The sequence below is a fragment of the Shewanella sp. 4t3-1-2LB genome (assembly GCF_017368415.1).
Lineage (GTDB): Bacteria > Pseudomonadota > Gammaproteobacteria > Enterobacterales > Shewanellaceae > Shewanella > Shewanella fodinae.
Window position 1 is genome coordinate 67877 of record NZ_JAFNJD010000002.1, and the last position, 13619, is coordinate 81495.

Here is a 13619-nt window from a genome sequence, read left to right on the forward strand (position 1 = left end):
AGCGATTTACAACTTGATACCGGCCTTGGCGAGATCTTTCGCTATCACAGTCCCTGGCAGTGGCACGTAGCCGTCTTTTTCCACTATCTGCTGCCCTTGTTTCGACAGGATATAACGCAGGAATTCACGCTGCATTGGTGGTAGTTCCTGATTAGGATGTTTATTCACATAAACATACAGATAACGTGACAACGGGTAAGTGCCGGTTGCTGCGTTTTCGGCAGTAGCAGGAATATATTCCTCACCCTTTTTCGAGATGGCAACAGCTTTCACACCGGCAGTTTTGTAACCAATACCGGAATACCCCACGGCGTTAAGCGACTGCGACACCGACTGCACAACAGAGGCGCTGCCTGGTTGCTCGTTGACACTGGGCTTAAAATCACCTTTGCACAGCGCGTGCTCTTTAAAGAAGCCATAGGTCCCGGACACTGAGTTACGGCCATATAGCTGAATATCCTTGGTCGCCCAATTTCCTTGCAACCCCACATCTCCCCAGCGAGTCAAATCAGCGGAACCGCATTTGTGCGTTGAGGAAAAAATACCATCTACCTGTTCCAGACTTAACCCTTTAATCGGATTGTCTTTATGAACAAATACCGCCAAAGCATCGATAGCAACCCGGATACGAGTGGGCTTGTAGCCATAGTGCTTTTCGAAAGCTTCTTCTTCATTGGGCTTCATTGCGCGGCTCATGGGGCCAAACTGAGAAGTCCCTTCGGTCAATGCTGGAGGGGCAGTAGATGAACCCGCCGCTTGGATTTGCACATTGACGTTAGGATACATCTGCTTGAACCCTTCGGCCCACAGCGTCATCATGTTCGCCAGAGTATCGGAGCCAACCGATGAGAAATTACCGGAAACACCGCTGGTTTTTTCGTAGTCAGGCAACGCGGGGTCGACTGCAGCCATTGCAGTTGCAGAGAATAAACCGGCGGTCAGGGTCATCGCGCCTACAAGCTGTTTCAGTTTCATGATTTGCTCCAGTAAAGTGACGCCATAGTTATCTGCCGTCAGTATTGGTCAATACCGTGAAGATTCTATGATCATTTGATGACAGTTACATGACATAGACCGAGTTAAATGAAAGCTAAATAATCAATAAAATCAACAGCAAATAATTTTACCGACACTAATGACCATTATGAGGTCATTACCGTCGCTACTGTGCCAGCAAATGTTGCGGGATCACAAAGCTAAAAGTACTGCCCTTCCCCGGTTCACTCATCACCACTAACTCACTGTGATGATGGTTCAACGCGTGCTTCACAATGGCGAGACCAAGCCCAGAGCCCCCCGTTTGCCGCGACCGGGCATTATCAACGCGGTAAAATCGTTCCGTCAGACGGGTAATATGCTGCGGCGGAATACCAATACCGCTATCACGAACACTGAACATGGCACCAGTTGCCACTTTTTTCCAACTAATCTCTATGGTGCCACCGGGGTCAGTATAGCGAATTGCGTTGGATATCAGATTGGAACAAGCGCTGCGTAACTGCAGTTCATTACCATGCACATGCAGTTTGGTATCAAAGTCGAACGTCAGTTGATAACGCTCGCGCGACAAGGCTTCTGCCTCAGTGCGCAGCACCGCCAGCATTTTGTTCATATCAACCACGTTCTCTAGATTGATCTCTGCCGAATCCTCAATCCTTGATAACATCAGTAACTGTTCGACCATTGACTGCATCCGCCCGGTCTGCTGTTGCATCAGTTGCAATGCTTTGCGGTTAGGATCTTTGGCATCGGCCATGCTTTCCATCATTTCCAGATAGCCTTGCAACACTGTCAGTGGCGTCTTCAGTTCATGGGAAACGTTCGCTACAAATTCTTTGCGCATCCCTTCCAACTGCCTTACGCGGGTAATATCGCGAGCAATTAGCAGCAATTGGCGATCGCCGTAGGCCATTAAGCGCACTTCCAGCAAGCGTTTTTCTGACACCGGCGAGGACAGCTCTAACGGTTCCTGAAAACGGCCTTTTTTCAGATACGCGGAAAAATCCGGATGACGAATGAGGTTGTCAACGCGCTGCCCATTATCTTGAGGCCATACCAACCCCAGCATCAGTTGCGCTAACTTATTGCACCATAGAATATTCAGACTGGAATCAAGCACTACAGCCGCATCTGGCAGCGCTTCTGCACCTTGACGGAAACGGCCTAACAATCCGGCCAATTGACTGATACGTTTACGATTTTTTCCCTGGAGACGATAAATACCGTTAAACACCCCTTCCCAACTACCACTGCCCTGTGGTGGGGTCAGGCGCCGATCTTTCCATAACCAGTAATTAAGCCGCATCAGTTGCCGATAATGCCACGCCAGCATCAGAAAGGCGCCAATACACAACACCAGCAGCACGTGACCAAACACCAGCCCTAATAACAGGCAGCTCAACAGATACAGTACCAGTCTGGAGAACAGCCGATAGCCGGAGTATGCGTCAAACATAAAAGAAGGCCCTGAATTCAGGCAGATGGGGCACAAGATAGCGCAAAAACAGCGATGTGCCCATCCCGGAATATTCAGCTACGAGTGGAGAAGCGATAACCTGCACCACGCACAGTCTGGATCAAACCGTCGTGACCGGAGGGTTCAATGGCTTTGCGCAGGCGACGAATATGTACATCAACGGTACGGTCTTCCACATAAACGTTGGTGCCCCAGACATTGTCCAGTAACTGTTCGCGGCTATACACTCGTTCAGGATGTGTCATAAAGAAATGTAGCAAGCGGAACTCTGTTGGCCCCATGTCCAGCACCGACTCTCCCACAGAGACCCGATGGCTGACAGGATCCAATATCAACCCCTGCACTTCAATGGTGTCTTCCAAGCGAGTTGGCGCAGCCCGGCGCAATACAGCCTTGATACGCGCCACCAGCTCTTTCGGCGAAAAAGGCTTAGTAATGTAGTCATCGGCACCGACTTCCAGTCCTTTGACCTTATCCTCCTCTTCACCTCTGGCGGTTAGCATGATAATAGGTATTTTGCGGGTGAATTCATCCTGCTTTAGCGACTTCGCAAACTGAATGCCACTGCCACCTGGGAACATCCAGTCCAGCAAGATAAGGTCTGGATAGGGTTCCTTCAACAGTGCCATGGCTGAATCAAAGTCCTCGGCGCCGCTGGCAGCAAAGCCATGTTGTTCCATTACAAAGGTAAGCATCTCGCGGATCGCGAGCTCATCTTCGACAATCAAAATCCTTGCGGTCATAAGCGTTTCTGTCAGTGAATTAACACGCTGCTATTATTGGTCAGATTTGTGACAAAATTATGAAACAATGTCACACAGCCCGGTTATTTGCCATTATTGTGTCATAAAAAACCGAAATAAAGATGGTCTTAGTGAAAAATGCCATAACATTATGGCTAAGAGCCGTCATTAATATCGTCAAAATGTCACAATAACATTGGTAAAAAAAAGCCAGTCTGATGACTGGCTCATGCACGATCGTTAATCTTAGAACTTGTGTTCCAGACCAACGCCGAAGTATTTATCATCATCCGCTTCGTTATCCATTGAGCGGCTGGTGTAGAAAGCAAACAGCTTAGTTGGCTTAGCCAGCTTGTAGTCAGCGCCTACTGACCAGGAATCGCCAGTATCTTCCATATCCTGATACTGTGCTTTTAAGGTCACTTCCTTGATATCGTACGCCGCACTTACCAAATAACCATTGGTGCTGTCGTTGTCACCTTCAGACTTTTCCTGAGTCTGGTACATACCGCCCAGTTTGAAATCCCCCAGTTTTGCCTGAACAGACGCACGCAAAACATCATAGCCCTTGACTTTAGAGTCATAAGCGATGGCTGCATATATCGGTGTTTTCTTGAGGCTGGCATCGCCATACATCAAAGCAGAAGAGAAGCCATTGTCGCCAGCCTGAGCGCTATCAGCATCAGCCGCATAAGTCGCGCCAAAGCGGAAATCGCCCATTGACGGACTCAGATAAGTCACAGTCTGTGCCATACGGTTGTCACCCTTGAACAGGGATTTCAGGTCGCCGGACAAATCGTTGAACTGATCCACACCACCCTGAGAGTTCTTCAGCATGGTATCGTTACGACCAACAGAGATAGCACCAAAGTTGCCTTTCAAACCGACAAACTGATTACGTGCGTTAAAGTTGTTGCTGCTGCTACTATCTGTGGCAACTTCATACTCAACGGTGTAGAAAGCTGACAGTGAATTACCGAGGTCATAATCACCTTTAACGCCAAAGCGAGAGGCGTTGCTCTGTACCGAAGTCACAGAGTCTTTACCGTTCTCGTCGTTGTTCTGAACAGTCACGTTCAGTTTACCGTAAACGGTCAACGGATCAGCCGCATGTGCAGAGGCAACAGAGGCAGCAGCGATGGCAGAAGCGAGTAGGGTTTTGCAAAATGCGTTCATCATTGTTTCCTTTCGACGTTCTCTCGTCTTGGTTATTGGTTTGGAACGAGCGCAAGTGTGCAATGAGCTTGTTGCAGTTTTATTTCATTTTTTTCGCGGCTGTGTGACAACGATTTGGCAACATAGTTGGCGCGCCTAAAAATCCTTTAACGGCGGGGTTTGTCAGGATTATCTGAGCTTTATGACAATTTGGTTAAATCTGTTTTGCCTGAGAAACTCTGTGCTACTGCTATGGTTTACCCTCTGCTCAGGATGGCTTACACTGCGGCTTTATTTTTATTAGAGCCGTGGTTATGTGGTTTAAAAATCTCACCCTGTATCGTTTCAACAAACCGTTCGCCATCACCGTCGAAGCATTGGAGCAAGCGCTTGCCGGTTACCCGTTTTCGCCATGTTCCAGCCAAGACATTAGCAAATTTGGTTTTAGCAACGCACTGGGCAAGCTAGGGCAAACGTTGGTGCATGCGGCTAATAACAGTTATCTAATCTGCGCCACCAAAGAAGAAAAGATTCTGCCGTCACAAGTGATCCGCGAAGCGCTGGACGAGCAAGTAGCCAAGTTAGAAGATCAGGAACAGCGCAAGATCACCAAAAAAGAAAAAGAGTCGCTAAAAGAAGATATTACCAGCACTTTATTGCCCAGAGCCTTCTCGCGCCGCAGCCAGATCCATGCGCTGCTGTTGCCGGAACAGCAATTGTTACTGGTAGACAGCTCCAGTGCTAATAAAGCAGAAGAGTTGCTAGCACTGTTACGCAAAGCGGTAGGCTCACTGCCAGTAGTCCCTGTGAGTGTCAAAACCCCAATTGAAGTACAACTGACCGAATGGCTGAAACAAGGTCATGCTCCGGCACCTTTTGAAATTCAGGATGAAGCAGAGCTGAAGTCTGCCAGTGATGAAGGGGGCATCGTCAGATTCAAGCAACAAGATCTTGCCGAAGAAGAAGTGCTGGCGCACATCGAAACCGGTAAGCAAGTACATAAACTGGCATTACATTTTGAGCAATCAATTGCGTTTGTATTACAGTCTGATGCCAGCGTAAAACGTCTAAAATTTGCGGAAGAGTTCCGTGCACAAACCGATGATGTCGCGGGCGAAGATCCCGCCGCTAAAGCCGATGCCGACTTTGCACTGATGAGTAATGAACTGTTAGCGCTCGTGCTAGGGTTAGTCAATGCCCTCGGTGGCTTGGACGATGCAGCACTGTAAGTAGTCATCCACAAAAAGGCGCTTAAAGCGCCTTTTTCTTGGGCGGCTAATCAGCAATCAGTTCTTGAAGTTGCCTTTATTATCAAATGGCCAATCGATTCCCAACCAGGCCTTGAAAAAAGCTTTTTGACGTCCAGAGGCCCCTTTTACGGGCTGCAATTGCAGCTTTCCTGACGCTTGTTGTCCCAGCACTACCTGACGGGTTACCAACGTGTCATTGCTGAACAGCGTCAGGGCTATGGTCTCCCCTGCCTGAAAATCATTTAGTCGCTTACTAAAACCTTCGGCCGTCAGCTTGATCCCGTTCAACGCCAGCAGTTCATCACCCGCATCAAGCCCTGCTTGCCAGGCGGGACTATTACGCGCAACCCGGCTCAGCGTTAGGCCGTCACCTAAAGTAACGCCGATATAGGGCTGCATTTTGCTGTCAGTGCCATAACTCAGTTGCAATCCGGCCTGCGCCAGTAATGCGGCAAAATCTAGGCTCAATGGTGCGTCGATATGCTGCTGCCACCAATCATGATAGTCACGGCCAGTCAGTTGCTGCAGGATCTGCTGTACATCCGCAACATCGTAGCCTTTGGGTACGCGATAATCTCGATATAACCGCCGATGCACATCCCGATAAGAAGCTTTAAGCTCAGTGTCATGCAATAGCGAAAAATCCAGCGCCAGCGACGCCATATAACCTTCCGAATAGATATTCACGCTATTATTGACGGCATAATCACCACCACGACTGGTCCACTGATTCAGGCTGGCGGCTGCCACTGACTGCACCTCGCGGCCAGGTGTGTGCTGATTGGCATCTATGCGTTTTGCCAGATCGTCCAAAAACTCTTTAGGTGTCATCACGCCTGCACGCAGCAACAACTGGTTCTGGAAATAGCTGGTAGAACCCTCAGCAATCCACAATAACGGCGTCATGTTTTCCTGCTGATAGCGATAGGGCACCATCGCATCAGGGCGGTATGCTTTAACATTCCAGGTATGAATAAACTCATGTGCCGCCGTGCTGATAAAACGCAGGTAATCGTTGCGCTCGCGAAAATTAAACCGCGGCAGCTGAATAACCGTCGAGTTGATATGCTCAGTGGCGCCACGAGCACCATTGGTGGCATGCACCATAAACACGTAGTTATCGAAAGGATAGCCATCCCAAATCGCCTGTGAGGCCGCTGTGACCTTTTTTAAGTCACCCACTATCTGCTCTAGATTGTAGTTTCCTGCCCCCCACACCACCAATTGATAACGCTTGCCATCAGCGTCAAAGCTGCGTTGCTGGCTGATACCGGTTTCAATAGGAGAGTCCACCAGCACATCATAGTTTGCGGCGCTAAACTGTTGTGGTCCCAAACGCGTCATACCGGAAAAGCTCTGCCAACCTGCAGGCACAGTCAATGCCACCTGTACCGATTCTTGACGCAAATTTGGACTGTACATCAAGGTGCCACTGGCATCCAAAAATGCATGGGTTGCATCGATATGTCGCACGCGCTGCCCAAGTTCATTGGCATACAGCTGATAAGAGATGGTGACAGCGGTCGGCTGTTCGAGATTTATCTGCCATTCCCCAACGTCAGTTCGCTGCCAGGATAGCGCTTTACCGGCAGCATCTCGCGCTTCAAAATGCCGCACCCCGTCCGCTAGAGGTAATACTTGATAACGACCGGTACGCCAGATAGGTAAATTCAGTCGCAGCACGTTACCTTCCGTCGCCGGAAATAATGCCCGCACATTGGTCATATGATGTTCTGGAGAAGATATATCTATCTGATACTGCACCTCTGCTGCGGCCTGAGACACGTTTCCCAATGCCAGCAACGAGGTTAACGACAGCATTGACAAACTGCTGATTTTCACTCGTAATTCCATCCCAATTTACTGATACTATTCAAGCTGCCGAGTATATCAAGGGATGGTGGCTGACTCAGCAGTTCCACATAAAAGCTAACAATTAAAATGCCCTTTACGTTTAGAGGCCGGTGACATGCGTTTTTGGACCGCAGCTTTGCTGCTTTTTATGGTGAGCTGGATACCGCCAGTATCAGCTGAAGATGCCGATGCAACAGAGATAGCCCTGCGGGAAACACCCCAAGCGCTCTACGAACGCATCATCGCGAACTATCCGGAGGATTTGCAGTTCAGTTCACGGGCGCAATTACAGCAACAAGCCAAAGCATTGCGGCTGGATCCACAACAACTCATCGACAACATGATGTTGTTAGTGCGCTTGAACCTGGACATTCAAGTTAAAAAGACTCACAAACAGACAACCGCGCGGCAGTTACTTGACCAGTTGCAACTTGTGGTACAGAGCGATTACGAAAAGGCAGCGTTACTGAACCTTGAAGGACGCTACCAGGGACGGGTTAAACAGGACTACAACACCACGATTGCATTGGATAATCAAGCATTGTCGCTGCTGCAGGATAATAATGACCCGCGCGCCTTAATCCTCAAATTTGTGATTTATGAAGATCTGGGTACCGTCAATCTGATGACCAAGAAAAGCCAGGCTGCGCTCAATAATCTGACGCAACTGCGGGAAGTGGCTTATCGGCTGCGCAGTGATTACCTGTTAGCCGAAGCCGAAACCAAGCTGGGTAAATTTTTTCGCGCGCAGGATAAACTGAACCAAGCCTTGCAGCATTACACCGAAGCCTATCGACTGGCATCCAAAACCAATAAACCCTATCAGAAGGCGATATTGCAACTCAATTTGGCCAAGCTCTATCGGGATCTTGAACAATGGGACGACGCCCTGAACTATACTCAGCAGGCCATTGATTCCTTTAAAAAGCTGAATTTTGATGCTTATCTGTCCAGCAGCATGACGGTGATTGCCACTGTGTATGCAAAACAAGGACAGTGGAATAAGGCCATTGATTATTACCTCAACGCCCAGCAAATAGATGCCCGACAGCAAAACTTTACTGCCCAAGGGTTGAATTTTCACAACCTCGGTGAAGCCTACTTCAAACTGGGTAACACCGAGAATGCCTTAGATTATCTGCATCAGGCCAACAAGATATTTCGTGAACGCCACAGTAATCATTATCTTGTTTATAACGAACTGCTGATCGCCCAAGTAGCAAATGCCAATCACACATGGGAGTTGGTGTTGGATCATGCACAAAAAGCCGAAGCGTTGGCACAGCAACTGAAACTTGATGCTGAACTTGCTGAAGCACTCGGTTACCAGATTAACGCCTATAAAGCCAAAGGCGACGATAAAGCCGTGGTAGCCTTGCAAGACAGACTATTAGCACTTAAGCAGTCCCAAATAGAACAGCGACAAACGCAGCAACAGGGCCACAACAGTGGTGAAATTAACGTGCAACAACTGACGCTTAAAGTGACACAGTTACAGCAACAAAACCGTCGCCAACAAGAGATGCTCAATACTCGCGATTACTTTGTCGCGGCGACACTGCTGTTATCCGTGCTTATCGGCAGTTATTGCTTGTATCTATTGCACGCTAAAAACCAGCGAAAACGTCAGCTTGAAATAGCGCAACAACTCAATAGCACTGACCCACTGACCTCATTGCCGGGTTTTCGCGATTTCTGTTCAAAGATGCACCACCATAGCTCCGCCCTGGCATTACTGGCGGTAAGACATGACTTGAATGCAGACCTTATGCGCGGACATTATCAGACAAGCCGCCAGCAGCAAATCCTGCTGCATAAGCTACACCACCTAACAAAAGCACAAGTGTACAGTATCCGTCCAGGGCTCTATGGACTGATATTTAATGAACAGATTAATGCCAAGGAACTACAACAACGACTCGGTGAACTGACGTTAGATAAACAACCGGTACTGACCGATTTTGGCTTTATCCCGCAACCCTTGCTAGCCGATACCGATGTACAACTGCCAGCAGAAATTTTATATGAGACCCTGCAACTGGCATTGGCCGCCAGTTTGAGCCTGACCTCAGACGAAAGTCATTACGTGGCATTATCAGTATTGGATTTCACGCCTTCTGGGATCTTTACTAATCCCTTGTATCTGCAATTGGAAAAAAGCATCGAACGTGGTTTTATTCGGGTGGAAACCAACGCAAACAAGAGTGAGATCCAATGGCCAATCCCCGTAATGAGCATCGTATCAGAGTATCGTGATGTTATTTGATCAACCTGTCAAAACTAAAGCTGTAGGTATATTAGATCATTTGCAGACGCAATGGTTTGCGATAACATTAGCAAAGAACAAAGCGCTGTAGCACAGTGCTAGCAGAACAAGCCGTATTTCCAATGCCTGGGGAACTCAACAGGAATGAATGATGACAGTTCGACCGTGTCACAAATTGGTCTGTTGAAGCAGAAATTACAGGCCACTAAAACGGCATTGGAAGAGATAAACGAAGACCGTAACAGCAAGCTGATGGCGCTGTCGCAGTTCATTACCCAGATGAGCCTAGCCTGCAAGGGTCATAATCTCGAACTGGACAATAAGCTTGCCAAGCTGCGCGTCAACATAGGCAATTTTGAGCATCTGGATGAAGTACTGCCTGAGTTGCCAGAAATCGAGCGCTTGTTGAAAAGTCAGTATCATATAATCACCACTAAACTGGAACAGGGACGCACTGGCCTGACAAATTTTAGTCGGGAATTACTGCGCGTTAATAATCTTCCAGAAAAGCTCTCACGGGAGATCAGTATCTTTCGTCAAGAACTGAGCAAACCGTTTCACAGTATCTGGGAATACATTCCTAGAGTTGAACAACTCATTGGTTACTACGAACAGGTACTACTAAAGAGGCAACAAGGGGAAGCGCTAGAGATCCTGCCCATCCATCGGCAGCTCTCCCAAGAACTGGCACAGTTAATTTCTGATATTGAATTTCCCAAGTCGCAACGCGAACAGGTACTGCTGCTCAAAGAGAGACTTTCCAGCGAAACACTGCAGGTTGAAGAGTTGCTGGGTACCTATCAGACCATCCTCCGGCTGCTGTTGGAAAACATTGCGCGCGAAAAATCCGCATCGCAGGAGTTTCTGCAAACACTGAATGACGCACTCACCTCGGTGAGAGACATCGTCAGCGAATCATTCAGCCAAACCCAGCAAAGCCAGCAGTTAAAACAACAGCTGAATCTAGAGATAAATAGCCAAGTTGACAACGTGCTTGGCAGCATTGACGAAATTGATGAGCTGTTACAGCTTAAGCAAAAAATCACCGAGCATATGAGTGCACTGCAAAACAGCCTTGCCCGTAAGGAAGCGCTTGAGCAGCGGGAAGTGGCCTTACTGCAGAAATCTGTCAACACACTGCGTAAAGAGTTGGCGGAGTTGTCAGCGGAAACCCTATCTTATAAAGAGCGTTTGTTTGAGCAGCAAAAAATCAATCAGCTTGATAGCCTGACTCAACTCCCCAATCGGGCCGCGCTGGATGAACGCATGGAACAGGAGTTCCGTCGAATTCAACACAATGAAAGTGCACTGTGGATAGCGATAGCTGACATCGACCATTTCAAGTCAATCAACGATAGTTTTGGTCACAGTACCGGCGACAAAACCCTGCAGGTTATTGCCATGGCACTGAAAAACTCTTTGCGTGATACTGAATTTGTGGCCCGTTATGGTGGTGAAGAGTTTGTACTGCTGATCCCGGATGTTTCAACCAAAGACATCACCCAATTATTAAACCGGGTCCGTGAAAAAATTAAAAATATTCCGTTTAAATTTAAAAATCAGCGGATTACGGTTACATTATCTATCGGTGCAGCACAAGTACTCAATGGCGAGCATATTCTGGACACCTTTGAGCGTGCTGATGCCGCACTCTATAAAGCCAAACACGAAAGCCGGGACCGGGTCATTATCGACTAATCTTCATGAGGCCAGTCCGGCACAGGAGTCATGATGATTGTCAAAGTAAATCCCAGGGGCAGTATGGATCAACTGTCGCAACTGGAAGTCGATTTTCTCAAGCAAAGTGCCCAAAGTGAACTTTACCAGCTCTATCGCAACTGTTCTTTGGCTGTGTTGGCCTCAGGCTCAGAAACCGACGATGCCCGCGCCCTCTTCAAACAGTTTGACGATTTTGACATTAACGTCGTCCGCCGTGAACGCGGAGTAAAACTGGAACTCCATAACCCCCCCGCCTGCGCGTTTGTTGATGACCAGATTATCGTCGGCATTCAGGAACACCTGTTTGCGGTACTGCGCGATATCATTTATGTCAGCAACAAATACAGCCATGTGACTCATTTGGATTTCAATAATCCCAACCATATCACTAATGTGGTCTTTGACATTCTGCGCAATGCGCGGGTAATTTCGCCCATGCAAGAACCTAACGTGGTGGTGTGTTGGGGTGGGCACAGCATCAGTGAATACGAATACAAATACACCAAAGAAGTTGGTTATCAGTTGGGGCTGCGCAAGCTGGACATCTGCACTGGCTGTGGTCCAGGTGCCATGAAAGGGCCAATGAAAGGTGCGGCTATCGGTCATGCAAAACAGCGTATCCATGATGCGCGTTATATTGGGCTCACTGAACCTGGGATCATTGCGGCTGAGCCGCCAAACCAGATTGTTAATGAACTGGTGATTATGCCGGATATCGAAAAACGGCTGGAAGCCTTTGTGCGCATGGGGCACGGCATCGTTATCTTCCCAGGAGGCCCGGGTACAGCGGAAGAGCTGCTGTATCTGCTGGGTATTCTGCTAAATGAGCAAAACAAGGATATTCCGTTTCCACTGGTGCTGACAGGCCCAGCAGGCAGTGCCGAATATTTTGCTGAGCTTGATGCCTTTATCGGTGCCTCGCTTGGACAGGAAGCACAAAGTCGTTACCGCATCATTATTGATGATCCAGAGGAAACCGCACGGGTAATGCGTTTGGGGATGGAGAAGGTCAAAGCCCATCGCAAGCTCACCGGTGATGCTTATCAGTATCAATGGGGTCTGAAAATCGACGCAGACTTTCAACTGCCCTTTGTCCCCACCCATGAAGCGATGGAAAACCTCGACCTGCATTTCCAGCAAGATAAAGCCCGGCTGGCGGCCAACCTGCGTAAGGCTTTTTCTGGCATTGTGGCCGGTAATGTCAAAAAGGACACCATTCTCAACATTGAACAACATGGCCCGTTTTCCCTCAGTGGCGATGCTAAGCTGATGTCGATGATAGACAAGTTGCTCAACGCCTTTGTAAGGCAAGGCAGAATGAAGTTACCCGGCAGTACCTATGTTCCCTGTTATCGGGTTTGTCAATGAATCGATTGTTGATCATTGACGGTATGAATCTAGTGCGCCGCTTGTATGCGGCGCAACCAGATGAACAGGATCTGGCCGGGCTGGCACAACGCAGTATCAGTGCCTGTCGCAAATTATGCCTGCATCACCAACCTACTCATCTGGCCATTGTCTGGGATGGTGACCAAGAATCCTGGCGTAAACAGTTGTATCCAGATTACAAGAAAGGCCGCAAACCCATGCCGCAACTGCTTGCTGACTACATGCCACAATTAAAGCAACTATTGGCCGCCGAAGGCATGGCATCCGTCAACGCTGCATCGGAAGCCGATGACGTGATAGCCACGCTTGCCAGTAAAATCTGTCAGCATGGCGGCGAAGCCGTGATTGTCTCAACCGATAAAGGCTTCAGCCAGCTACAGTTTAAAGGGTTGCAACAGTGGGATCATTTCAGTAATGCCTGGCTGGATATCGCAGCAATAGAGCAAAAACTTGGGATCAACCGCCGCCAGTTGCTGGATTTTATGGCGCTTAGTGGTGACAGTGGCAATCGTATTCCAGGGATCCCGGGGATCGGGCCGAAATCTGCTGCGGAATTGTTGAAAAGTTTCCGTTCGCTGGCCAACATCTATAATGCACTTGATAAACTGGGTAGCAAGCAAGCTGAGAAACTGCGCAACGGTTACGAAATGGCACGGCTCAGTTATCGCCTAGCCAAGCTGCGCACAGATTTGGATTTACACATCAATCTCAGTGATTATCGCTGGCAGCCACAATAGCAGTTGCGATAAATAATGACTTACAAATCG

Annotated in this window: 10 protein-coding genes; 5 read left to right on the forward strand and 5 right to left on the reverse strand. The window is 48.4% G+C overall.

Annotated features, from left to right (window positions below; all coding sequences use genetic code 11):
* Positions 1-6 precede the first annotated feature (6 nt).
* The 4 genes from J3L11_RS01825 to J3L11_RS01840 form a co-directional block, all read right to left on the reverse strand.
* Positions 7-975 carry a phosphate ABC transporter substrate-binding protein PstS family protein gene (locus tag J3L11_RS01825; protein ID WP_133038146.1) on the reverse strand — a complete coding sequence of 323 codons (969 nt, stop codon included), beginning with the start codon at positions 973-975 and terminating at the stop codon, positions 7-9.
* Positions 976-1162: 187 nt separating this feature from the next.
* Entirely contained in the window at positions 1163-2455 is a 1293-nt protein-coding gene (phoR, locus tag J3L11_RS01830) for a phosphate regulon sensor histidine kinase PhoR (protein ID WP_189618833.1), read from the reverse strand.
* A gap of 74 nt (positions 2456-2529) precedes the next feature.
* Complete coding sequence (phoB, locus tag J3L11_RS01835; RefSeq protein ID WP_133038144.1) at positions 2530-3219, reverse strand: phosphate regulon transcriptional regulator PhoB; 690 nt, start codon at positions 3217-3219, stop codon at positions 2530-2532.
* Positions 3220-3465: 246 nt separating this feature from the next.
* Entirely contained in the window at positions 3466-4398 is a 933-nt protein-coding gene (locus tag J3L11_RS01840) for a porin (RefSeq protein ID WP_189618832.1), read from the reverse strand.
* A 290-nt stretch (positions 4399-4688) separates the two neighbouring features.
* On the opposite strand from J3L11_RS01840, the gene rdgC reads away from it, so the two are divergent.
* Positions 4689-5603 carry a recombination-associated protein RdgC gene (gene rdgC, locus J3L11_RS01845; protein WP_207569828.1) on the forward strand — a complete coding sequence of 305 codons (915 nt, stop codon included), beginning with the start codon at positions 4689-4691 and terminating at the stop codon, positions 5601-5603.
* Positions 5604-5660: 57 nt separating this feature from the next.
* Here the strand turns inward: rdgC and J3L11_RS01850 are convergent, their stop codons facing one another.
* Positions 5661-7466, reverse strand: coding sequence for a PDZ domain-containing protein (locus tag J3L11_RS01850; protein ID WP_207569829.1), 1806 nt, complete (start codon positions 7464-7466; stop codon positions 5661-5663).
* Positions 7467-7593: 127 nt separating this feature from the next.
* Here J3L11_RS01850 and J3L11_RS01855 point away from each other — a divergent pair, with 127 nt between their 5' ends.
* The 4 genes from J3L11_RS01855 to xni all read left to right on the forward strand — a co-directional run bounded on the left by J3L11_RS01855 (position 7594) and on the right by xni (position 13589).
* The gene (locus J3L11_RS01855) at positions 7594-9744 is read left to right on the forward strand and encodes a tetratricopeptide repeat protein (protein WP_207569830.1); all 2151 of its coding nucleotides are present in this window, start codon (positions 7594-7596) and stop codon (positions 9742-9744) included.
* 144 nt (positions 9745-9888) lie between these two features.
* Positions 9889-11442 carry a GGDEF domain-containing protein gene (locus J3L11_RS01860; protein ID WP_189618828.1) on the forward strand — a complete coding sequence of 518 codons (1554 nt, stop codon included), beginning with the start codon at positions 9889-9891 and terminating at the stop codon, positions 11440-11442.
* Between the two features lie 33 nt (positions 11443-11475).
* Entirely contained in the window at positions 11476-12831 is a 1356-nt protein-coding gene (gene ppnN, locus J3L11_RS01865) for a nucleotide 5'-monophosphate nucleosidase PpnN (RefSeq protein ID WP_189618827.1), read from the forward strand.
* Positions 12828-13589, forward strand: coding sequence for a flap endonuclease Xni (gene xni, locus J3L11_RS01870; RefSeq protein ID WP_207569831.1), 762 nt, complete (start codon positions 12828-12830; stop codon positions 13587-13589). The genes ppnN and xni overlap by 4 nt, the downstream gene beginning before the upstream one ends.
* Positions 13590-13619 lie beyond the last annotated feature (30 nt).

Excerpts from the sequence above, each read along its gene's own strand:
- J3L11_RS01825 (WP_133038146.1), bottom strand. The coding sequence starts at position 975 with ATGAAACTGAAACAGCTTGTAGGCGCGATGACCCTGACCGCCGGTTTA.
- phoR (WP_189618833.1), bottom strand. The coding sequence starts at position 2,455 with ATGTTTGACGCATACTCCGGCTATCGGCTGTTCTCCAGACTGGTACTG.
- phoB (WP_133038144.1), bottom strand. The coding sequence starts at position 3,219 with ATGACCGCAAGGATTTTGATTGTCGAAGATGAGCTCGCGATCCGCGAG.
- J3L11_RS01840 (WP_189618832.1), bottom strand. The coding sequence starts at position 4,398 with ATGATGAACGCATTTTGCAAAACCCTACTCGCTTCTGCCATCGCTGCT.
- rdgC (WP_207569828.1), top strand. The coding sequence starts at position 4,689 with ATGTGGTTTAAAAATCTCACCCTGTATCGTTTCAACAAACCGTTCGCC.
- J3L11_RS01855 (WP_207569830.1), top strand. The coding sequence starts at position 7,594 with ATGCGTTTTTGGACCGCAGCTTTGCTGCTTTTTATGGTGAGCTGGATA.
- J3L11_RS01860 (WP_189618828.1), top strand. The coding sequence starts at position 9,889 with ATGAATGATGACAGTTCGACCGTGTCACAAATTGGTCTGTTGAAGCAG.
- ppnN (WP_189618827.1), top strand. The coding sequence starts at position 11,476 with ATGATTGTCAAAGTAAATCCCAGGGGCAGTATGGATCAACTGTCGCAA.
- xni (WP_207569831.1), top strand. The coding sequence starts at position 12,828 with ATGAATCGATTGTTGATCATTGACGGTATGAATCTAGTGCGCCGCTTG.